The sequence below is a fragment of the Vitreimonas flagellata genome (genome assembly GCF_004634425.1).
In the GTDB taxonomy this organism is placed as follows: domain Bacteria; phylum Pseudomonadota; class Alphaproteobacteria; order Caulobacterales; family Aquidulcibacteraceae; genus Vitreimonas; species Vitreimonas flagellata.
Window position 1 is genome coordinate 273,362 of the sequence record NZ_SBJL01000004.1, and the last position, 21,215, is coordinate 294,576.

Genomic DNA, 21,215 nt, shown 5'->3' on the forward strand with positions numbered 1-21,215 from the left:
ACCAATGGCTCTCACAATCAGCCTCACCAAAGGCGCCACACAGGACACGGTCGAGATCGCTGGCGCAGGTATCAGCGCGTCCCGCTTTGAGTTTCCAAAGAAGGGGCCGATCCCTCACGACTTCGTGCATCTGGCTGTCGAACAGGCGCTGGGTCTCAAACGCGGCTTCTGGGGCATGATCGCGGAGGGCGTGGCGCCTGGCGATATTCAGGAGATTGCGAAAGCAGGCGGGCACGCGAGCGCATCGCGCGCGGAAATTCCGTCTGCGGATATCGTCGAGCTGATCCAAGCCGAGCGCGTCGTCGAATGTTTCGAAGCGGATTTCTGGGGCGCGCCAGCGGACAACGAGACGTTTCGCGAAATCGCGTCCGTCGCGTGCGCGCATTCGTTCGTGCCGTGCCCTGCGCTCAATGACGAAACGATCGCTTCAATCCGCGCGCGCATTGCCGCGTTTGCGAAGGAATGGATGGCTGCACCAGCCGGCAAAAGATTTGATCTGGTGTGGCCGACCTAAGGCGCTTGGCGCCTCGTTCTGTTCGTGAAACAGTGAATGCACGGCCTCGACAGGCCGCCATAAGCGAGAAGCGGCGCCCGCCGCACAATCCGCGCATGGGGCGCCGCCCGAACCGAAAGGGAGGCAGCGCCATGGCTGCGCATAAATCGAGCAATCACAACGTGAGGGCAATCGCCGTCGTCGGTCCGACCGGGGCGGGCAAGACGGCGTTGATCCAAGCTCTGGCATCGGCCGCCTCGGGCGGTTCGGGCGCAGTCCCGAACGCCGCCGGCCAATCCACTGAAACCGGCTTCACCGCCATCGACTATATGGGCGACCATTACGCGCTCATCGACGCGCCCGGCGCTGTCGACTTTCTGGCCGACGCGGATTTCGCTTTACCCGCCGCCGACATAGCGATCGTCGTCGCCGATCCTGATCCAGACAAAGCCGTGCTGTTGCAACCCTTCTTGAAAGCGATCGAACAGCTGAAAGTTCCGCACGCGCTGTTCATCAACAAGATCGACACCGCGCGCGGGCGTATCCGCGATTTGTTGGAAGTGCTGCAAGGCGTGAGTGCATTGCCTTTGGTGGCGCGGCAGATTCCGATCTGGAAAGACGATCACGTCTCGGGTTTCGTGGATCTCGCGATGGAGCGGGCGTTTCTCTATCAGCAGGGCAAGCCGTCGCAGCGCATCGATATTCCGGCGGACCTGGCCGAGCGCGAAACCGAAGCGCGGTTTCACATGCTCGAACAGCTTGCTGACTTTGATGACGAACTGATGGAAAGCCTGCTGTCGGATGTGACGCCGGATCAGGATGTTGTGTTCGCCGATCTTGTGCGCGAGACGCGCGAAGGGTTGATTGCGCCAGTATTCTTTGGCGCCACCGCGCAGGGCGCGGGCATTCGCCGGCTGCTGAAAGCATTGCGCCATGACACGCCGGAGCCGCAACATGCGGCCGCGCGCTTGGGGCTGAACGGCGCCGGCGCATACGTGATGAAAATCTCGCACGCAGGGCAGGCCGGCAAGCTTGCGTATGCGCGCGTGTTTGGCGGCGCGTTGGCGGACAGCACGCAGATCACGCTGAGCGATGGGTCGCAACAGCGACCGGGCGCGCTCTTTTCCGTGAATAACGGGCAGACCAAGAAGATCAGCGATGCGCGCGAAGGCGATGTCATCGCGATCGGCAAGCTCGATCCAGTGGCGGCCGGGGACATGCTGGGCGCGGGCGCGCCGGCGGCGAAGATCAAGATGCCCTTCGAGAAGCGTTTCCCGGTCTATCAGCTGGCGATCGCCACCAAGGATCGGAAAGACGATGTGCGTCTCTCCGGCGCGCTGCAGAAATTGGTCGAGGAAGATTCCGGCCTGGCGGTTGTGCACGATCAAACGACGCACGAGATTCTGCTGCAGGGCCAAGGCGAGCCGCATCTGCGCACGGTGCTGGACCGATTGAAGGCGCGTTTCGGCGTGGAAGTCTCCGCACAACGGCCGAGCACGCCGTATCAGGAGAGCATTCGCCGTAGCGCCGAAAAGCGCGGGCGGCACAAGAAGCAGACGGGCGGTCACGGCCAGTTCGGCGATTGCGTGATCCAAGTGAAGCCGCTGCCGCGCGGCTCGGGCTTTGAGTTTGTCGATAAGATCACGGGCGGCGCCATTCCGCGTCAGTGGATTCCGGCGGTGGAAGCAGGCGTAAAGGACGCGATGGCGAAGGGACCGAAAGGGTTCCCGGTCGTCGATGTGCAAGTCACGCTGATCGACGGTTCGTTCCATTCGGTGGATTCAAGCGAGCTTGCGTTCCAGATGGCCGGCCGCCTCGGCATGAGCGAAGCGCTGGCCGAATGCGATTCCGTGATCCTGGAGCCGGTCGAGAAGCTCACGATCTACACGCCGAGCGCCGGTACGCCGAAAATCAATTCGGCGGTGTCGTCGCACAACGGCCAGATCCTCGGCTTCGAGCCGCGCGAAGGCTGGCCTGGTTGGGATAAGGTCGAAGCGTATCTGCCGCATTCGGAGCGGCAGAATTTCATCATCGAGCTGCGCTCAATGACGCAAGGCTTGGCGACGTACGAAGCGGAGTTCGATCACATGGTCGAGCTGACGGGGCGTCGTGCCGATGATGTCGCGAAACGGGCGCAGCACGCGGCGGCTTAGCCGCCCGCGAACAGCGCCATCTGCGTTTGGATCACCAGCGCGACGGTTTTGCCGTCTTCGCTGGTGATCTTGGTTTGCCACACGCTCATGCGCTTGCCGCGATGCAAAGGCGTCGTCTCGCCGCGCACAATTTTGCCCGCTTTGGCGCCGCCGAGAAAATTCGTCTTGCTCTCCAGCGTCGTCGTGCCGATTGCGCCTTCGGGTAGTGAGAGAAAGCCGCCGATGGCGCCCAACGAATCCGCGAACGCCATGATCGCGCCGCCGTGTAGAATGCCGCCGGCGGTGCAGAGATCGTCGCGCACGAGGAGCGCGCCAACGACGCGATCCGGCGTCGCGTCCTCGATCTCCACGCCCATCAAAGTCGCGAACGGCATGGTGGCGGCGAGATTGCTCATGTCTGCTCCTTCAGGCGCGTCAGCCGGCGCTCGTCATAAGCTGCGTACAAGCACGCGGCGACGATGAGGGCTGCGCCCGCGTAAATCTCTGGGCGTGGCGTTTCGCGGAAAATGATGTAGCCGATCACGCTGGCCCACAACAGTTCGGTGTAGTGGATCGGCGCGAGCTGTTGCGCTTCGGCGCGCGCGTACGCTTGCGCCATCAGATACATGAACACCGCCGCCAACGCGCCGAGCTGGAAGAAGAACGGCCAGTCGCTCAAGGTTGGCGGCGTCGCGAACGCGATGGTGGGAATGAGAAGGATTACCCCAGGGATAAAGCTCGTCATGAGCCCAACGATCGGGGCGCCATCCTTCTGCGCGCGCTCGCGCAGTAGCACCATCGCAATGGAGAAGAAGGCGGCGGAGACCAGAACAGCAGTCACGCCAATCGCATGCTGCGGCGAGTCGGCGGTGCCTGGCGCGCCCTGCATCGCGATGATGACGCCAGCGAACCCGACAAGCGCGCAAATCAGGCTCGACGCCCGAATGCGCTCCTTCAGGATCACAGCCGCTACGAAAGGCGCGAGCAGCGGATAGATGAAGGAGAGCGTCACTGCTTCGGCGAGCGGCAAAATGCTCAGTGACCAGAAGAAGAGCACCGCGCACGCCGCGATGACGAAGCCGCGTAGCCCATGTGCGCGCCACATCTCTTTGGTAATCACCGGCATGCCGGCGCGCTGCCAAATCGCGAATGAGAACAGCGCGCCAAACAAATAGCGACCGAATGCGACCAACAGAACATGGTTGGTCATCGACAGAAACTTGATCGTCGCGTCCATCGCCGAACCGGCGACGATGGCGCCTGTCAACACAAGCGCTGGCGGCAAGCGGCTGAACATCGTGACTCCCCAAGGGCCGGGGGTTGTGGCGCAGCCTGCGCGCGGCGGCAATCGCTATTCGATGTAGGGGATTGCACGCCGGACAAACGAAAACGCCCTCCGCACCGAGGGCGCGAAGGGCGTTGCTGCAACGCAATCGAGGATCGCGTTACGGGGTCGTGGCGGGTGGCGATTCAGCCGGCGGCGCTGTCGGCGTCGTGCCCGACGGCGCGCCTTCCGTCGTTTCATCGATGGCTTCGCCGGCTTCTTCCATCGGGCCTTGGCCCAGATCGGTGGAGCCAGTGGTGGATTGTTCGTAGGCGGTGTCAGCCGCTTCGCCCGCTTCTTCATTGGCGCCTTGGCCGCACGCGGCGACGCTCAGCAACGCAGCCGCCGCGGTGGCGGCCAGCAAGGACTTCAACATTGGTGTCTCCTGTTGGTCTCCGACGGCGTGCGCCGCCAACTGAGTGAACGTGTTGTTCAGAACACGGTTCCTACGGATTGGTGCTGGCGTCGCCGTCCGTGGCGTCGTTCACGGCATCGCCGAGATCGTTGTTCTGTTCGTTGCCGGTGGCTTCATCTATCGACTCGCCAGCCTGTTCGAGCGGGCCGTCGCCAAGGTTTTCGTTGCCTTGCGTCGCTTCTTCGATGGCGGAATCGAGATTTTCGCCGGATTGCTCCGCGTTGTTCTCACCGCACGCGGCCAAGCTCAGCATCGCGGCCGCCGCAATCGCCGTGGCGATAGTCTTACGCATAATCGTCTCCATTTCGCGCCCCCGAGCGCCGGGCGGCACACTCAAACACCTGAGGATGTGGACGGTTCCTGCCCAGGAACGCTGGAATTGCGGCAATGGAGGGCTATAAGGCGAGCAAACGAGGGAACAATGTCCGCCGAACTTACGGAAGACCAACAACTTATTGTCGAAACCGCGCGCGCCTTTGCGCAAGAAAAATTGCGTCCGAACGCAGCCCGCTGGGAAGAGGAGGGCCTCGATCGCGGCGTGCTGCAGGAACTCGCAGGGCTGGGCTTTGCCGGCATTTATGTCGGCGAGGAGCACGGCGGCTCGGGGCTCACGCGGCTCGATGCGGCTTTGATCTTTGAAGAGCTGTCGCGCGGGTGCATTTCGACGGCGGCGTTCTTGTCGATCCACAATATGTGCTCGTGGATGATCGACAGCTTCGCCAGCGCCGAACAACGCGCGCATTGGCTGCCGAAGCTGACGACGATGCAAACGATCGCGTCCTATTGTTTGACCGAGCCGGGTTCGGGTTCGGACGCTGCTGCGTTGCGCACGACAGCGAAGCCGGACGGCAATTCCCAATACGTCGTCAACGGCTCGAAGGCGTTCATCTCGGGAGCGGGCTTTTCCGATCTTTACGTTCTGATGTGCCGCACCGGCGATGACGGGCCGAAGGGCGTGTCGACGCTGCTGGTCGAGAATGGCGCGAAGGGCCTCTCGTTCGGAAAAGCTGAAGACAAGATGGGTTGGCGCGCGCAACCGACTGCGATCGTGAATTTCGAAGATTGCTGCGTGTCAGTCGACAATCGCGTCGGTCCCGAAGGCGAGGGTTTCAAATACGCGATGAAGGGCCTCGATGGCGGGCGCTTGAATATCGCGGCCTGCGCCTTGGGTGGCGCGCAGGACGCTTTGGATCGTGCGCTGCAATATGTGAAAGAGCGCAAGCAATTCGGCAAACCCATCGCCGATTTTCAGAACACGCAATTCGTGCTGGCTGATATGGAAACCGAACTCGCCGCCGCGCGCGCGCTCCTGTATGCGGCGGCGCGTAAGCTCGATGCGAAGGCGCCGGACGCCTCCAAGTATTGCGCGATGGCCAAGCGCTTCGTGACCGACACCGCGTTCAAAGTCGCCGACCAAGCACTGCAGCTACATGGCGGTTACGGCTATCTGGCCGATTACGAAGTCGAACGCATCGTCCGCGATCTTCGCGTGCACCGGATTCTCGAAGGCACCAACGAGATCATGCGCGTCATCATCTCGCGTGAAATGTTGCGGGGATGAGCGTCGATTTCCGGTCGGTCCGGAAAATCCTCTGGGAGGATTGGGACCCGATCGGATGTGGCGTACCTGCCGACGAATATGATGATTACGTGCCGTCGGTCTTGCGTCTCTTGATTGAGCGCAAGCCGCGCGAGATGGTCGCCGACTATCTCCGTGTCACGGCGGCCGAAGCGATCGGCTGCCCTGTTTCGGACGAAAAGCTGGCCAAGGTCGTCGACCTCTTGATGGCGCTGGGCGCAGGTGGAGACACGCAATCATGATTATGCGCGCAATGGGATTGGGCTTTTTGCTGTGGCTTGCGATCGCAGCGGCGTTTCGGTTGGGCGGCCAATATTTCTTCCTGCCGGACGAAGGCTTGCGGCTGATCACGTTTCTCTCAGCGCCGGTTGTCGGCGTGGTGTGCGCGCTGGTGGCGCTCAAGCTTTTGGGTGAGGCGCGCGGTGACGAAGGTGAAGCCGCAATCGGCTTGACGCTTCCTGTGCTGATGCTCAACGGCTTCCTCACGCACGAATTTCCAACCGCCTTCCCGAATCTTGACGCCACGCTGGACGCCACGTTTGGCGCATGGTCGCTGCTGTTCGGCGCGTCGATCCTGTTCATGGGGCTGTGGACGACGAAGCTTGCGCCGCAGGATGAGCGCGTATGAGGCGGCGCGATGTGGTGTTGGGCGCGGCGACGCTGGCGGGATGCGCGAGCATGAGTGAATCGACCACGCACACGCGGCCCATCGTGATCGCGCATCGTGGCGCCAGCGCGTTTCGGCCGGAGCACACGTTGGCGGCGTATCGTCTGGCGATTGCGCAGGGCGCCGATTTCATCGAGCCGGATTTGGTGATGACACGCGACGGCGTGCTCGTCTGCCGTCACGAGAACGAAATCTCCGGCACGACCGATGTGGCGCAGCAAGCTGAGTTTGCCGACCGCCGCAAGGAGAAGGTGGTCGATGGCGTCACCGCGACCGGCTGGTGGGTGGAAGATTTCACGCTGGCCGAGCTGAAGACGCTGCGTTGCATCGAGCGCATCCCGCAACTCCGCCAAGCCAACACCGCCTATAATGGCCAGGAGCAAATCCCGACGTTTGTCGAAGTGCTGGCGCTTGCGGCTGAGCACAATGTCGGCGCCTATCCTGAATTGAAGCACCCGACCTTCCTGCGCGAGCAGGGGCTTGATCCTGTGCCTGCTTTCATCGCCGCCGTACGCGAGGCCGGTGGGCAACGCGTCGCCGATCGCCTGTTCGTGCAATGCTTTGAGATTTGGCCGCTGCCGCTGCTGGCGCAGATGTCGTCGCTCCGCTGGCAGTGCGTGCAGCTTGTGTCGTCCGAAGGCGGACCGTGGGATCGGCGCGATCTCACTTATGCGCAGATGCTGAGCGATGACGGCCTACGCCGCGTCGCCGAGTACGCGCGCGGTCTCGGCCCTGAGAAGTCGCTCGTGATCCCGCGGAGCGCGGAAAATCTCATGCTGGCGCCCACCGATCTTGTGACGCGTGCGCATGCGGCGAACCTCGTCGTGCATCCGTGGACATTCAGGCCGGAGAATTATTTCTTGGCCAACGACATGCGCGCCGGCGACGCAAGCTCGCCCCCCTACCTCGCCATGCGCGGCGACGTCGAACGCGAGATCCGCGCTTTCATCGCGGTAGGTGTCGATGGCGTGTTCAGCGACGATCCGGCGGCGGCGGTCGCCGCGCGCGGCTAAACTTTACGCACGAATTCGGATTTGAGCTTCATCGCGCCGAAGCCGTCGATGCGGCAATCGATGTCGTGATCGCCGCCGACTAGGCGGATGTTCTTGACCTTGGTGCCGACCTTGAGCGCTTGTGACGCGCCTTTGACCTTGAGGTCCTTGATCACGACGACGGTATCGCCATCCGCGAGCACTTGGCCATTTGCGTCGCGGATAACGGCGTCGCCATCCTGCGCGGCATTAGCTGTGCTTTCGGCCGACCATTCATGCGCGCACTCAGGGCAAATGAAGAGCGGCGGGTCTTCATAGGTGAGTACGGACGCGCAATTCGGGCAAGGCGGCAGGGTGCTCATGAAAAGCTCCTACCGCCCGAGTCAGCACTTTGGAATGTGGCGTGTGGTCCGCTTAAGCGACACGGCGCAGCATGTTGCGGTTGAGGATCGGTGCTTGCGCTTCGAGCACGTCCTTCTCGACGCGTTCACGCGTCTGCGGGTCTTTCACCACGAGGATGTGAATTTCCTTCGCGCCGAGATTTTGCGCCGCCTGCCACATATCGTGGCGCGCCAGCGTGGTGGAGAAATCATCGGTCTTGGCGACGAACAGCGAAATTGGGCCGCCCCAATCTTGCTGCTGCTCTTGCGGCTTCACGAACATATAGATTCCGCCCACGGGCTCCCACGCGCGTTGCGCGCGCACGATCTCGAACTCGTACCAACGGCCCGTGCCGCCCTGCCAAGAAAACGTGTTCGTGCTCACCCATGCCCTCCAGGAACGCCTACCCGAATGTGACTCTAATATGAGTCGGCGCGGTACGAAGGCTAGGCGTTAGGGCGCGGGATCGAAGCTTACGGTTTGGACATCAGAAGCGTCGAATAACTCTGGCTAAAATTCCGCAAGCGCAACGGATTGGCGTTCCGCGTGATCCGGGCGATCAATCGGCACGATGCGCACATCGACGCGCGCGAAATCCCGCGGGCCTTGTGGAGAAGACGCACGCCACGCGCTGAACGCGGCGCCTTCGGCGTGGAGCGAATAGCCTTGCGGATCGTGCTCCAGCAGGTCGGACATCAGCACGAGACGACGGCTCGGTATTTCGGCGCCGAAATCAGGATCGGCGGCGACGGCGCGTAGGCTGGTGATGATCGGCGAGGCGCGCAGGCCCGCCCGATTGCGCCGAGCACAACGCGCTATCGAGCGCGCCGGCGAAATCGTCGTCCCAACGCTGCTACGCCATGCGCGCATTCTCAAACAGCGGATTGGTTTGCTCGGGCGGGCGCGGCAGGCAGCGCGAAAAGAGGATCGCGGGCTCCTGCGGTCGGCGCACATTGAGTCGCATGATCGTGAGGCGATCATATTGGCCAAGCCGCGCGCGTTCTCGTGCCAGCACAGCGCGCAATTTGCGGCGATGGCGCGCCTCAAAACGATCGGTGGAATCCACCAGCACGATCGTGTGCGCTTGAAGTGGTGCGTCCATGCGGCAGAGCGTTTCTTCGTCCGTCGGTGGGGGCGCAGGAAAAACGTCGCCGCGCCCAAGCCCCCAACACCAGCATCGCCGCGATGATGGGCACGACGCCCAGCACGTTGCGACCGCCCACGCCGCGCCCGCGTCTCATGCGGCCGCGCCCGCGTCGAGACGTGCAGCGGCGTCTTCGAGATCGCGCAGCAGGCCTTCCAACGCCTGCGTCGATTGCTTCTGCGCCTCTTCAAGGCGCGCACGCGCATCGTCGATCATCGACGCCGAGGGGCCCAGCGCATCGAGCGAGGGGCCGACGATGGGTGGCGGCACGCTGAAATAGGGCGGCGCCGGCGTGGTGCGGACGGCGGCGTTTTCTTGGCGATAGATGTGGATCGCGCCGGCTGCGGCCTCATCAAGCGCGCGCGCTTTGGAATCCAGCGTCTCCATTTTGAGCGCGGCGGTGTCGAAGGCTTTGCTCATCGCCTCGTACTCGGCGCGCATTTTTTCGAGCCGCGCGGCCAGCGCGATTTTCGCGGCCTCGATCGGCGCCTCCAGCTCACGTCGCGCTTCGGCGCGGAGATCGGAGAGTGCATGCGCGGCGTCCTGGGCCGCGCGGTCCATCTTGCCGAAATCTGGATAGGGATCGTCGAAGCCGGAATAGCCTTTGCGCGTGGCGAACACCCAGACGCCGGCGCCGAGCATCAACAGGATAATGGCTTGCGGTGAATCCAATTGCAGCAGCGACCAGAAACGGAAGCTCGCACCGGAGCCCAAGTCCACTTCGCGCCCGGCCATCGCCGCCATCTGATCGCGCCAATCGGCGGCGAAGAGATTGAGCATCAACGCCAGCGCGGTGAACAGCGCGAACGCGAATCCGCCCAACACTTTGATCGGCAGCTTGATGTGCTGCAGGTAACGCAGGCCCAAAAAGCCCGCGAGATAGCCGAGCGTGACGTTTGCGCCGGAGAGCCCAATCGCGGTGATGGCGTCGCCCAGCAAGCCGCGCGCATCGTCCTCGGCGAAGAGTGCGGCGCTGAACAAAGCTTCGAACACCGCAGCACACAACAGCAGCCCCGCCTGCAACAGCGTCGAACTCGGATAGACGGCGCCGCGGCGCAATTGGTTGGCCTTCTTGAATGCATCGAGATCGGCGCGCGCTTGCGCAGCGCGGTCGGCGGCCTCGCCCCAATCATGGCCGACGCGGCCGGCGGCTTGTTTCAGCGCCAGCCGCGCATCGAGTGCTGGGCCGGCGAAATCCTGTGGCGTTGGCGCAAGTGCGCGTAAGCGACGTTCCGCTTCAGCCCTCGCTTCGTTGCGGGCTTGATCGACATGCGCGCGTTCGGCGGCGACCGCCTCCAATACGGCGCGCTCGGCGCTAGAAAGATCCTCGGCATCGTGGCGCGGGGAATTGTGGGCGGCGTCCTCGCGGGCGCGTTTGCGGAGATGGAGCCGCTTCTCCAGCGCCGAAGTGCTGAAGCCTTGCGGCGGTTTGGCCGCGCGCTCATTGGCCCTGGCTTGCCCGCCGCCGTCCATCGCCCGCTCCCGGGGCGGCACTAAAGCGCGGAACCGGCGCTTCTCCAAGAGCAGCGGGGGCGCTATCACGCCATCGGGAGCACATCTTGAGCGATTTACGCGATCTCTTGGCTATCGCCGTAGCCGCCGCCATCGAGGCAGGCGCCGCTTTGAAGACCCATCGCACCGCCTGGAGCGTGGTCGCCGCCGAGGAGGGCCGCGAGGTCAAAATCGACGCTGACAAGCATGCTGAAGCCTTGATCCTCGCCGCTTTGGAGAAAGCCTCGCCCTATGCCGTGATCTCGGAGGAGGCCGGCTGGGTGCGCGCGACCGAGCGCGGCGATCGCTTTATCTGGGCGGTCGATCCACTTGACGGCAGCGTCAATTATTTGCGCGACTATCCGCATTGCGCGGTTTCGATCGCATTGCTCGATAATGGCCAGCCCATCCTGGGCGTCGTCGATTGCTTTGCTCTAAACGAGCGCTTCACCGGCATCGTCGGCGAAGGCGCCTGGCTGAACGGCGCACCGATGCGCGTGTCGCAGATCGACGCGCCGTCGAGCGGCATTTTGCAGACTGGAGTTCCGTCGCGCGCGACGCCAGAATCGATGCTTCTGTTCGAAGAGCGTCTGAAAACATGGCGTAAAGTGCGGATGATCGGCTCGGCTGCCTCTGCGCTGGCGTATGTCGCGGCCGGACGCGCCGAAGCGTACCGTGAATCAGGTTCCATGATTTGGGACGTGGCCGCCGGTTGCGCATTGGTGAAGGCGGCGGGCGGAGAGTTCCGTATCAGCGGTGGTCGTCTCGACCGTCCACTCGAAGTGGCCGCATGTAACGCACGTGTCACATTGCCGGACTAATCCCCAGCTCAACGCATGGCGATTTCGTGGGCATGCGCAAGTTTTTCGACGGAAAGACTGTACAGCCGCGTTCGATCAGGGAATCGTTACAACCTCTGCTGAAGCATGCGGTGGACAGGGCGGTTTGATTCGGCGAGAGGGTGTTGGTCGGTTTTGGGTCGGCGAGCGAGGGGATGACGCTAGCGGCGATCATAATGGGTTCCGCCTCCGCCGTGCGTGACGCTTGGTCCGCGCGCGATATTTGGCGCGCCCGCGGAATGACTTTGCACGGCGCGGTCGTTATCGGCCCCGGCGAAGTTGAACCGCAGCTGATAGCAAGACTTCCCGCCTGGGATGCGCTGAATACTGACGCTTTAGGGTGCCAAACACTTGTGCTGGCTGAGCCACCGCGCTCAGCCGCGTTGTCGCGTGATTTGCTGCACAAAGCCGCCAACGCGCGGATGCGCATCGAATTGATCGAAGGTGGGCTGCTGAGGCCACTGGCGCTTCGCGATCTGATCGGCGGCTCGCTGGCGGATATCGACGCCGCCCGCATCGCCAACACGTTTGCCGGCAAGCGTGTGTTGATCACAGGCGGCGGCGGCTCGATCGGCTCGGAGCTCGCGCGCCGATTGGCGGTTTGCAATCCGGCGCAACTCACGCTGCTCGATAGCTCCGAATACAATCTCTTCCGCATCGGTAACGAATTGCGCGATGCGCGCATTGTTATGGCGGACGTGCGCGATGCCGCTTCGGTGCGTCGTTGGTTCACACGCGAGCGGCCCCAGATCGTTTTCCACGCGGCGGCGCTGAAGCAGGTGCCGCTTGTCGAAGCCTTCCCAAGTGAAGGTGTGCTCACCAATGTGAACGGTCTGCGCAATGTCGCGGAAGCGGCGCAACTGGTGGATGCGGAGCTTGTGTTCTTGTCGACCGACAAGGCGGTTGATCCCTCCGGCGTGATGGGCGCTTCGAAGCGCCTGGGCGAAATGTATTGCCAGTCGCTCGATCGCCGTGGCCCGCGCCGCGCCATCCCCGTGCGTCTGGGCAATGTGTTGGGCTCGGCCGGCTCCGTTGCGCCGATCTTTGAGAAGCAGCTCGCCATGGGCGGCCCGCTCACGGTCACCGATCCGCAGGTCACGCGCTATTTTATCTCGATCCCGCAAGCAGCGGACGCGCTGTTACACGCGGCCGCCGCGAGTTTCGCGGACGAGCGCCGTGGCGCGGTGCTCACGATCGACATGGGCGAAGCGCTTTCGATCGTGGAATTGGCGCGCGAGACGATCCGGCTCTCCGGTCAGCGGCCGGACGAAGACGTCAGCATCGTCTTCACCGGCTTGCGCCCGGGTGAGAAGCTGCACGAGAGCCTGATCGCGTCCGACGAAGCCGAAGAAGCCGGCCCAGCCGATGGCCTGATCGCTGCGCAATCGCCACCGCGTGGTCTGGGCGAACTGCATGAACTGATGGAGCGCCTAACGCTCCTCGCGCGCGAGGGCGCAGAGGTCGAACTGACCGCCGAATTGTTCGCCGCAGTGGCGACTGTGGCCGAGACGGCCGAAACCGAACTCAAACTCGCTTAAGGCGTCGGCGCTGGCGTCGTCTGCTTTTGCTCGCGTTGTTCGCGGGCGCGGCGGAGGATTTCTTCGAGCGGATTGGTTGAGCGCGTTGGCTCTTGTTGAGCCGGCGTTTGCGCAGGCGTTTCAGCGGCGGGCGTTTCGCCGTCGCTGGACGCTGGCGTTTCCGTTGCCGGCGGCGTGGTCGCGGCGGGCGTGCGGCCGAACAGGGCTTCGCCGAGCGTTGCGAGCGGACTGCCTTGCTCTTGGCGCGAGAGGATGTCGCGCAATTGGTTTTGCACCACTTCTTCGAGTGCGGGGCGGAAGCTCACGCGCGACCACGGCCCGCTGATGCGGAACGGCACGCCGAGGCCTGCGACGCTAGCGTCGCCGCCTTGGCCTTGAGCGTTGTTCACGGCGCGCGGCGCGATGCGCATGTCGATGGTTTGCGCGCCGATATTGACCAAGCCGCTGCCTTCGAGCCGCACATAGGGATTGAGCATGCGCATGTCGTTGGTGGCCATTACGCCATCGGCGACAGCGAATGTCGCCGAGAGCTCGGCGAAATCGGTGGACGAGCCTTCGCCCGCGGCCTGGCCCGTGAGCGCTGATTGCACCGTGCGCGCGATCTGCGCGAGGTTCACGCCCTTCCATTGGCCGTCATTGAAATTGAACGAGGCGTTGCCGTGCAGCGAGCGCATGAGCGCTGCTTGCGATGTTCCCGTGCCGACGAGCGAAGCGCGGAGGCGGCCACGGCCGACGATCTTGTCGAAGCCGATCGCGTCGCGCAGCAGTGTTTCGGCTTGGACGTTTTGCGCATCAATCTCGAACGCGATGCGCGGCGTCGCGCCCGAGCCATCGGCGATCAAGCGCGCCGTGCCGCCGCCATCATACATGGAAATGCGGGTGAGTCGGGCGTCGGCGGCGCCATTGGCGACGCGCAGCGCCAGCGCCACATCGGCAAAGCTCATGCGCTGGAAGCGCAGCGAGCCAAGATTGAGCTGCAAATCCGCATCGAGCGCGCGCAGGCCGGAGAGATCGAGCGGCGATGTGCTCCAGGCGGTGTCGACCTCGACGCCTTCTTGGCCGGCTTGCGCCGGCGGTGGGAGGTAGGTGTTGAGATCGATCGCGGCGGAGCTGAGCGCGCCATTGACGCGCAAGCGGCCGCTCTCTTGCGTGATCAGCGTAAGACTGCCGTTGGCGTTGATATCGTCCAGGCGCAGTGTGGCGTCGGTGAGCGCCGTTTGCTGGCCTTCATGAGCCATCTGGCCTTCGACATTGAACGGGCCGAAGCCGCCGCCGGCCGCCATCGGCGTGCCTATCCAAGCCATCAGCGCGCGCAGTGAATTGCCGCTCGCGTCGACGCCGCCGGTCAGCGCGCCGGTGGCCGAATGGAACACGCCTTCGAAATTGGCTTGCAGGGGATCGGAGCGTACAGCGGCGGAGAAGGGCGTTTCGCCTTGCTCCAACACGGCGCGCGGCAGGCCGATATTGCTCTCAAGGTTGATGCGCTGGTTGCGATAATCGAACGCGGCTTGCAGCTGCGCCGGTAGATCGAGCGATTGCAGCGCCAGGCTCGCATCGACGTCTTGCAACACCAGCGGCTCGCCCTCGGCGCCTTGGAACGAGATCATGCTGTCGATCATGCGCACATCATCGAGGCGCAGATCTTCGAGCGTGTTTTCCTGCTGGGAATTGTTTTCGGTCGGGAAGGTCCAATTGTTGTTGGCGGCTGCGTCATCCTCGGCGCGGAGTCGCACTTCGGCGCCATCGAGGATCAATTCCTTCACCTCGATCGCGCCGCGCAGCAGAGGCATCACCTTCACGGCGAACACGATGCGATTGGCGGCGAGGAAGGCTTCGTCGGAGGGGAAGTCTTCGGGATTGGAGAGCATCGCGTCATTCACGGAAAAGCCGAGCGCGGGCCAGAAGGTGATCTGGATATCGTCGCCAAGCGTGAGATCTCGGCCGGTGGCTTCCTCGATGCGGCGCTCGGCTTCGGCGGCGGCCAAATCTTTCGGGAAGAAAACGAAGAAAATCACCACCGCCAGCACGAGCAGCGCTACGAGCGCGCCAACGGCGATGCCGATCGTCTTCAGATTGAGGGCCTTGATGCTGAGCGCCATGAAACGTCCTCTTCGATCACAACCTAGTGTTCCCGCACGACAAAATCGAGACGTACCGCGCCCTAGGCGGTTCCGCCGCCTTGGGCTATTTCCCAGGCATGGGTGGATTCTTCTCTGCAATGTTCGCTGAATTGGGCGCGCGGCGGCGGCGCTTGCGCGCAAGCCTCGGCGATCGCGGCCAAGCCATCATGGAATTTCTGGTGCTGGGCGGGCTTGTCATCGGCTCGCTCGGACTTTTCCTGCGGCCCTGGATGCTTACGGTTGCGCCGTGGGGTTTTGCGCTGCCCTTCGTGTTTCTGATCGGCTTCTTTCTGATCGAGGCGCGCCGGCAAGCGAGCATCGCGCGCGGCCAAGACTCAGCGAAGACCAACGCGAGCTATGATTGGTTTGCGCTTCTGTGGTCGTTCGGTTGCGCGCTTGCGGGTGCGGCGGCGTTTGTGATCGCGTTCACATCGACGCCGCCTGCTGCGCCCGAGGAAGATTGGGTGCCGCCGCCGAACGCGGTCGTCATTGAAATGGACCCATAGGGGCTCTGCACAAAATCTCCCAAGCGCCTGAGCGATAAATCGGGCGGGGCTCCCCGCGCAGTGCCCGCGATGCGCTCAAAGCATCGGCGTTTGTCACTCGGGGAGAATGCATGACCTCCAATCCCATATCCGGCCTGATCCCGCGCGGATCGTTGGGCCTTAAACTCTTGCTCGTCTGCGCGCTCGTGCTCGCGATGGGCATTCCGCTAATGACGGTCGGCGCTTTGATGGAGGGCCGCGAACAGCGGGCTCGCCAAGTCACGGCCGAGATCGGCGCGCAGGCGGGCGGTCAGCAAGTGATCGGCGGGCCGATGCTGGTGGTGCCGTATCGCCGCACGATTGAGGTCACCACAACGGAAGGCCAAGTTTCAACCAGCATCGAACGCGGCCGCTACATCGTGTTCGCACAGAACGGCACGGCGGACTCACAGCTGGCTGTCTCGCAGCGGCGTCTCGGCATTTATCGCGCCGATTCCTTCGACGCGACGACGAATTTCCATGCGGAGTTCGATCCCGCCGCCGCGCTCGAAGGGCTCGATCCGTCCTACACGTTCGATTGGGCGCAGGCGCAATTGGTGATGTTCGTCGGCGACAGCCGCACCATTCGCGACGCCGCCGAACTGCGCTTCGCCAATGGCGACACCGCCACCTTGGAGCCGACCTCGGATTTCGACTTCGGCCAAGCCGCCATTGCGGCAGGGCAGTGGGACTACAGCGCTTCGCCGCCGGCGCAGGCGTTCCGTTCGCTGCAAGCCTTCGCCGCGCCCGCGCCATTGGGTGATGCGCCGGAGCCGTTCGTGGTCGACACGCGCATCGTGCTGGGCGGGGCGCAGCGCTTTGCCGTCGCCGCCTTCGCACAGGACACCGCCGTCACCATCGCCGGCGACGCCACGGCCACTCGCGCGCAAGGCTATTTCCAAACCAACCAAGGCGTGGAGCTGACGGGCGAGGGCTTCAATGCGCAATGGCGCGTGCCGTTCGTGGCGCGCAACATGCCGAAAGCGGCCAATCTGACCTCGTTCAATCTGGGCGACATCGCCAATCACGACATGGCCGTGAGTTTCGTCGCCGCCGACGACATCTACCAGGGTGTCCGCCGCGCCATCGAATACGGCATCATGTTCATCGGCATCGTCTTCCTGGCGACGCTCGTATTCGAGGCCGTCAGCGGCAAGAAGGCCCACGCCGCCCAATACATCCTGGTCGGCCTGGCGCAGTGCGTCTTCTACCTGCTGCTGCTCTCGATCACCGAGATCATCGGCTTCACCCAGGCCTTCACCATTGCCGCCGCAGCCACCGTGCTGCTGCTCTCCTATTACGCTGGGGCGTCCTTCCGCTCCGCGGCCGTGGGCTTCAAGGCGCTCTTGGGGCTCAGCGGTCTCTACGGCGCCATGTACGTGCTGATGACCTTGGAGGATTTCGCCCTCCTGGCCGGCTCCGTGGTCGCCTTCGCGGTCATTGCCGCCACCATGATCGCCACACGCCGCATCGATTGGTACGGCCGGGCGGCTCCTGCCGGATCGACGACGGAATAGGGGCATTTCGCGTGCTTGACGGGCGCTGCGGCGCTCGTCAGGTTCGCGCCCGCCATGGTCGAACTCACACTACCCAAGAATTCCAAGGTCAAAACCGGCAAGCGCCACGAGACCCCAAAGGGGGCCAAGCGCACGCGGGAGTTCAAGATTTACCGCTACGATCCCGAGACGGGCGAAAATCCGCGCTGGGACATCTACCAGGTCGATTTGGATAGCTGCGGGCCTATGGTGCTCGACGCGCTGATCTCGATCAAAAACGACATCGACCCGACTTTGACCTTCCGCCGCTCGTGCCGCGAAGGTGTCTGCGGCTCCTGCGCCATGAACATCGGCGGCCGCAACACGCTGGCCTGCACCAAGGGCATGGATGAATATCCAGCCGGCGCGATCACGATCTCGCCGCTGCCGCACCAGCCGGTGTTGAAGGACCTGGTGCCGGATCTGACGAACTTCACCGCGCAATACGCCGCGATCCAACCCTATCTGCAAACCGAGACGCCCGAGCCGGACGCCGAATGGCGCCAAAGCCCAGAAGAGCGCACCAAGCTCGACGGCTTGTACGAGTGCATCCTGTGCGCCTGCTGCTCGACCTCGTGCCCGTCCTATTGGTGGAATAGCGACCGCTTCATGGGCCCGGCGGCGCTGCTGCAAGCCTATCGCTGGATCGCCGACAGCCGCGACGAGCACCAGGGCGAGCGCCTCGATGCGCTTGAAGACCCGTTCAAGCTCTATCGCTGCCACACGATCATGAATTGCGCCCAGGTCTGCCCCAAGGGTCTGAACCCGGCCAAGGCCATCGCCGAGATCAAAAAGGCGATGGTGGAGCGCAAGGTTTAGGTCCGCACATGGGCGGGAACAAAGTTCCCGTCTGCGGCGTTGACGGGCTTCGGCGCAAGGCGTGCGGGAGTCGTTGGTGGCGGATGCGGTGGATAAGGAAGGCGACGACGCTCCGCCATCGACCATCGCCGCGCAGGTTTTTTTCCGCCTGACCGATCGCCTGTTTCGTTCGGCGACATCCCAGCAAGCTTACGAAGCGGCGCTGGACGCGATCTTCCAAGCGCTGGGCTGCGACCGGGCATCCATTCTTTTGTTCGACGAACGCGGGCAACTGAGCTTCGTGGCCTCGCGTGGGCTTTCGCTGCGCTACCGCGACGCGGTTTCCGGGCACACGCCCTGGCGACAAGGCGAGCCGCAGCCTGAGCCGATCACGCTCTGCGATATCGAGGCGTCGGATGAAACGCCGGCACTGAAGGCGGCGGTGCGCGAAGAGGGCATATGCGCGATGGCGTTCGTGCCGCTGATGGCGCATGGCGGCGTCGCCGGCAAATTCATGGTCTATCACGATGCGCCGCATAATTTCAGCGCGGAAGAATTGGATGTCGCGCACACGATCGCGCATCAGGTCGGCTTCTATCTGGAGCGGGACATTGCGCGCGCGCTGCGTGCGCGCGTCGATCAGACAGGCCAATTGCTGAAATCGATCGTCGAGAATTCGAGCGATGCGATCATCTCGAAAGATTTGAGCGGAATCATCAATAGCTGGAATAAGGGCGCCGAGCGTTTGTTCGGCTACGCGCCGGACGAGGTCATCGGTCGCTCTGTGCTGACGCTCATTCCACCTGAGCTGCATCATGAAGAGCCCGGCATTATTGCGCGCGTCTCGCGCGGCGAGCGGTTGGAGCACTTTGAAACCGAGCGTGTGCGCAAAAACGGCGAGCGCATCCATATTTCTCTCACAGTTTCGCCGGTGAAGGATGCGAGCGGTCGCATCGTCGGCGCCTCGAAAATCGCGCGCGACATCAGCGAACGCAAGCGCGCCGACGAACAGCGGCAATTGCTCATCAATGAGCTGAACCATCGCGTAAAAAACACGCTGGCGACGGTGCAATCCTTGGTGATGCAAACCTTGCGGACAACCGAACGCAGCGCCGATGCGCGACCTTTGATCGATGCACGGCTCACCGCGCTGGCTCGTGCCCATGATTTGCTAACGGCTGAGAATTGGGAAGGCGCCTATCTGCGCGAAGTAGTCGAGCGCGCGCTGAAAGCGTTCGCGGCCGGCGCGCGCGTTGAGGTGGGCGGCCCGGTGGTGCGGCTCACGCCGAAGCAGGCGCTGGCGTTGTCGATCGCGCTGCATGAATTAGCGACCAATGCTGCAAAGTACGGCGCGCTTTCCAACGAAAGCGGTCGCGTCACACTGAAGTGGGACGTTGGCGGCGAGAGCGGCGCCGACATGCTGCAGCTTGCGTGGTGCGAGAGCGGCGGCCCGCCTGTGTCGCCGCCGACGCGCGCGGGCTTTGGCTCACGGCTGATCGAGCGCAATCTGGCGTTCGAGCTGAACGGCGAGGCGCGGATCGAGTATCGGCCTGAAGGCGTGGAAGCATTCATCTCGACGCCGGTGGAGCGTCGGCTTGTGTATCAATGGGAAAGCTAGATTTGGCGGGGGCTCAGCTGAAATTTCTGATCGTTGAGGATGAGGCGCTGGTGGCGATGCTCATCGAAGATGTGTTGAACGATTTGGGGCACGAGGTCGTGGCCGTCAGCGGCCGTGTCGAGCAGGCGCTGAAGCTCGCACAAGACTCGGCGATCGATTTCGCCATCCTCGATCTCAATCTCAACGGCACACACACGTACCCGATCGCTGAAACGCTGCGTGCCCGCGGCGTGCCCTTCATTTTCGCGACGGGCTATGGCTCCGGCGGCGTCGATGAGGCGTGGAAGAGCGTGCGCGTGCTGCCCAAACCGTTCGAGCCGCATCAGCTTGCGGCGGCAATCGCGGAAGTGCGCGCTTAGCTCACTGGCGCGTTCCCGAGCCCCGGTGTCCAATCATAGAGCGGCCGCGTGTGGCCATTCTCAAACCGCACGCCGTTCGGCGCCGTCATCAGGCCCGGCCGCGTGGTCTCGCCGCGCACGGAAAGCGCCGTCACGCCGTGCACGTTGGCCGGCATCACTTCGCCCGGATCGCTGACACCGTTACGGTTTTCGTCGCGCCAGAGCGCCAACCCGCCGAGTTCGGCGCCGGTGAGTTCCCCGTTGCGATCATCGTCCAGCGCGCGCAGCGCCTCGAAGCCATCGCTCCAGAACACGCTCCAGGTGCGCTGGCCGATCATGTCGAAGCCTGAGCGCACTTCGCCGCGCCATTCGGGATCCCACACCAGCCACGCCGCATCCGGCGTCAGCCAGCCTTGCGCGCGCGCATCGCCCGTGCCTGCGAAATCGAATGCGACGCGCGAACCGTTGTCGACCAAGCGCTCGAATGGGCGATCCGCGAGCGGCACGACGACAGGCGTCACGTAAATGATCGGCTGGCTCGCTTCCAAACGCTGGCGCAAGCGATCCATACGTGCGCGATCGCTGTGCGAGGTCGCGAGGTGCGCCAGGTGCGCCGCGGTTTCGGTGAGCACCGCGTGATCTTCCCATTCCGATTGCGGGCCAGCCAAGCGTGACAGACCGCGCTTCAAAATGTGACGCAATTCGCGGCGCGCATCATTGGTGCGGCCAAGGCGATCGAGCACATAAGCGTAGCCCAATCGCGCGCGCAGATTGGTCCGGTCGATTTCCAACGCACGCGCATAATGGCCCCGCGCCGCTTCCAGCCGCGCACGCGCGCCGGCGCTCGGATTTTGCGGCGCGTTGGCCGGCGTTTCGGTTTGTGGGCCCAGATGAAAATTGTACGCGGCGCAGCGATCGTTCGGGCCGAACTCGCGCTCCTCTTCCTCCATGGGTGGGCCCATCGGCTGCACGTCACGGCAGAGCATGCTGCCAGCTTCGACGAAATTGTCGTTCTCGCGCATGTAGGTGAAAGGCGCGTTGTCGCGCGCGTAAGCGAGAAGGTTGAGCCGGCCCAGCAGGCGCTCGCGTTGCGCGGGATCGACACCCTCCATTGCGCTGACATTCGCCAGGGCGCGATCGATGGGCGCTTCATACACTGGTTGCGGCGGCGGAATGTAAGGGATGGCGATGCTCGTCGCCGTTAGTCCCACCCACAATCCGAGCGCCAAAATACGGGCGCGCATGGCTCACTCCCATCCGATACCCGTCCCTCGCAGAGTATCCTGC

Annotated in this window: 24 protein-coding genes; 13 read left to right on the forward strand and 11 right to left on the reverse strand. The window is 63.5% G+C overall.

What is annotated here, in order from left to right:
* The first annotated feature begins 4 nt into the window (after positions 1 to 4).
* Both EPJ54_RS17145 and EPJ54_RS17150 read left to right on the forward strand, forming a co-directional pair.
* Positions 5 to 514, forward strand: a complete 510-nt coding sequence (locus tag EPJ54_RS17145; RefSeq protein ID WP_135212974.1) for a hypothetical protein — start codon at positions 5 to 7, stop codon at positions 512 to 514.
* A 131-nt stretch (positions 515 to 645) separates the two neighbouring features.
* Positions 646 to 2,646 (forward strand): elongation factor G, encoded by a 2,001-nt coding sequence (locus EPJ54_RS17150; protein ID WP_135212975.1) that lies wholly within the window; start codon positions 646 to 648, stop codon positions 2,644 to 2,646.
* Here the strand turns inward: EPJ54_RS17150 and EPJ54_RS17155 are convergent.
* The 4 genes from EPJ54_RS17155 to EPJ54_RS17170 form a co-directional block, all read right to left on the reverse strand.
* Positions 2,643 to 3,041: a PaaI family thioesterase gene (locus EPJ54_RS17155; RefSeq protein WP_239590999.1), complete on the reverse strand. Its 399-nt coding sequence runs from the start codon at positions 3,039 to 3,041 to the stop codon at positions 2,643 to 2,645. The two genes, EPJ54_RS17150 and EPJ54_RS17155, sit on opposite strands and share 4 nt — an antisense overlap.
* On the reverse strand, positions 3,038 to 3,922 hold the full coding sequence (locus EPJ54_RS17160) for a DMT family transporter (protein ID WP_135212976.1): 885 nt from the start codon (positions 3,920 to 3,922) through the stop codon (positions 3,038 to 3,040). Before EPJ54_RS17160 ends, EPJ54_RS17155 begins: the two co-directional genes overlap by 4 nt.
* Before the next feature lie 148 nt (positions 3,923 to 4,070).
* A complete protein-coding gene (locus EPJ54_RS17165; RefSeq protein WP_135212977.1) occupies positions 4,071 to 4,325 on the reverse strand; it encodes a hypothetical protein in 255 nt (84 codons plus the stop codon).
* A gap of 70 nt (positions 4,326 to 4,395) precedes the next feature.
* Positions 4,396 to 4,656 (reverse strand): hypothetical protein, encoded by a 261-nt coding sequence (locus EPJ54_RS17170; protein WP_135212978.1) that lies wholly within the window; start codon positions 4,654 to 4,656, stop codon positions 4,396 to 4,398.
* 129 nt (positions 4,657 to 4,785) lie between these two features.
* Here EPJ54_RS17170 and EPJ54_RS17175 point away from each other — a divergent pair, with 129 nt between their 5' ends.
* Genes EPJ54_RS17175 through EPJ54_RS17190 form a run of 4 tightly spaced genes read left to right on the forward strand, consistent with a single transcriptional unit; the run spans position 4,786 to position 7,623 of the window.
* Positions 4,786 to 5,925, forward strand: a complete 1,140-nt coding sequence (locus EPJ54_RS17175) for an acyl-CoA dehydrogenase family protein (RefSeq protein ID WP_135212979.1) — start codon at positions 4,786 to 4,788, stop codon at positions 5,923 to 5,925.
* Positions 5,922 to 6,185: a hypothetical protein gene (locus tag EPJ54_RS17180; protein WP_135212980.1), complete on the forward strand. Its 264-nt coding sequence runs from the start codon at positions 5,922 to 5,924 to the stop codon at positions 6,183 to 6,185. Before EPJ54_RS17175 ends, EPJ54_RS17180 begins: the two co-directional genes overlap by 4 nt.
* Positions 6,182 to 6,571 carry a DUF5367 family protein gene (locus EPJ54_RS17185; protein WP_135212981.1) on the forward strand — a complete coding sequence of 130 codons (390 nt, stop codon included), beginning with the start codon at positions 6,182 to 6,184 and terminating at the stop codon, positions 6,569 to 6,571. The genes EPJ54_RS17180 and EPJ54_RS17185 overlap by 4 nt, the downstream gene beginning before the upstream one ends.
* A complete protein-coding gene (locus EPJ54_RS17190; RefSeq protein ID WP_135212982.1) occupies positions 6,568 to 7,623 on the forward strand; it encodes a glycerophosphodiester phosphodiesterase family protein in 1,056 nt (351 codons plus the stop codon). The genes EPJ54_RS17185 and EPJ54_RS17190 overlap by 4 nt, the downstream gene beginning before the upstream one ends.
* Here the strand turns inward: EPJ54_RS17190 and EPJ54_RS17195 are convergent.
* The 5 genes from EPJ54_RS17195 to EPJ54_RS17215 all read right to left on the reverse strand — a co-directional run bounded on the left by EPJ54_RS17195 (position 7,620) and on the right by EPJ54_RS17215 (position 10,600).
* Entirely contained in the window at positions 7,620 to 7,964 is a 345-nt protein-coding gene (locus tag EPJ54_RS17195) for a zinc ribbon domain-containing protein YjdM (protein WP_135212983.1), read from the reverse strand. The two genes, EPJ54_RS17190 and EPJ54_RS17195, sit on opposite strands and share 4 nt — an antisense overlap.
* Positions 7,965 to 8,016: 52 nt before the next feature.
* Entirely contained in the window at positions 8,017 to 8,367 is a 351-nt protein-coding gene (locus EPJ54_RS17200; protein WP_135212984.1) for a hypothetical protein, read from the reverse strand.
* A gap of 126 nt (positions 8,368 to 8,493) precedes the next feature.
* A complete protein-coding gene (locus EPJ54_RS17205; protein WP_135212985.1) occupies positions 8,494 to 8,853 on the reverse strand; it encodes a hypothetical protein in 360 nt (119 codons plus the stop codon).
* The gene (locus EPJ54_RS17210) at positions 8,837 to 9,085 is read right to left on the reverse strand and encodes a hypothetical protein (protein WP_135212986.1); all 249 of its coding nucleotides are present in this window, start codon (positions 9,083 to 9,085) and stop codon (positions 8,837 to 8,839) included. Before EPJ54_RS17210 ends, EPJ54_RS17205 begins: the two co-directional genes overlap by 17 nt.
* Positions 9,086 to 9,220: 135 nt before the next feature.
* A complete protein-coding gene (locus EPJ54_RS17215; RefSeq protein WP_135212987.1) occupies positions 9,221 to 10,600 on the reverse strand; it encodes a hypothetical protein in 1,380 nt (459 codons plus the stop codon).
* Positions 10,601 to 10,686: 86 nt separating this feature from the next.
* Between EPJ54_RS17215 and EPJ54_RS17220 the strand changes: the two genes are divergently transcribed.
* Both EPJ54_RS17220 and EPJ54_RS17225 read left to right on the forward strand, forming a co-directional pair.
* Positions 10,687 to 11,439, forward strand: a complete 753-nt coding sequence (locus EPJ54_RS17220; RefSeq protein WP_167755807.1) for an inositol monophosphatase family protein — start codon at positions 10,687 to 10,689, stop codon at positions 11,437 to 11,439.
* Positions 11,440 to 11,633: 194 nt separating this feature from the next.
* Positions 11,634 to 12,995: a polysaccharide biosynthesis protein gene (locus EPJ54_RS17225; RefSeq protein ID WP_167755808.1), complete on the forward strand. Its 1,362-nt coding sequence runs from the start codon at positions 11,634 to 11,636 to the stop codon at positions 12,993 to 12,995.
* Here the strand turns inward: EPJ54_RS17225 and EPJ54_RS17230 are convergent.
* Positions 12,992 to 15,094 (reverse strand): AsmA family protein, encoded by a 2,103-nt coding sequence (locus EPJ54_RS17230; RefSeq protein WP_135212990.1) that lies wholly within the window; start codon positions 15,092 to 15,094, stop codon positions 12,992 to 12,994. The two genes, EPJ54_RS17225 and EPJ54_RS17230, sit on opposite strands and share 4 nt — an antisense overlap.
* 119 nt (positions 15,095 to 15,213) lie before the next feature.
* Between EPJ54_RS17230 and EPJ54_RS17235 the strand changes: the two genes are divergently transcribed.
* From EPJ54_RS17235 to EPJ54_RS17255, 5 genes are all read left to right on the forward strand, one after another.
* Entirely contained in the window at positions 15,214 to 15,621 is a 408-nt protein-coding gene (locus tag EPJ54_RS17235) for a hypothetical protein (RefSeq protein WP_135212991.1), read from the forward strand.
* Positions 15,622 to 15,731: 110 nt separating this feature from the next.
* A complete protein-coding gene (creD, locus tag EPJ54_RS17240) occupies positions 15,732 to 17,156 on the forward strand; it encodes a cell envelope integrity protein CreD (protein WP_135212992.1) in 1,425 nt (474 codons plus the stop codon).
* A 54-nt stretch (positions 17,157 to 17,210) separates the two neighbouring features.
* A complete protein-coding gene (locus EPJ54_RS17245) occupies positions 17,211 to 17,993 on the forward strand; it encodes a succinate dehydrogenase iron-sulfur subunit (RefSeq protein WP_135212993.1) in 783 nt (260 codons plus the stop codon).
* Positions 17,994 to 18,054: 61 nt separating this feature from the next.
* On the forward strand, positions 18,055 to 19,590 hold the full coding sequence (locus EPJ54_RS17250; protein WP_135212994.1) for a sensor histidine kinase: 1,536 nt from the start codon (positions 18,055 to 18,057) through the stop codon (positions 19,588 to 19,590).
* Between the two features lie 2 nt (positions 19,591 to 19,592).
* On the forward strand, positions 19,593 to 19,949 hold the full coding sequence (locus EPJ54_RS17255; protein ID WP_239591000.1) for a response regulator: 357 nt from the start codon (positions 19,593 to 19,595) through the stop codon (positions 19,947 to 19,949).
* Here EPJ54_RS17255 and EPJ54_RS17260 read toward each other — a convergent pair.
* Entirely contained in the window at positions 19,946 to 21,172 is a 1,227-nt protein-coding gene (locus EPJ54_RS17260; protein ID WP_135212996.1) for a tetratricopeptide repeat protein, read from the reverse strand. The two genes, EPJ54_RS17255 and EPJ54_RS17260, sit on opposite strands and share 4 nt — an antisense overlap.
* Between the last annotated feature and the right edge of the window lie 43 nt (positions 21,173 to 21,215).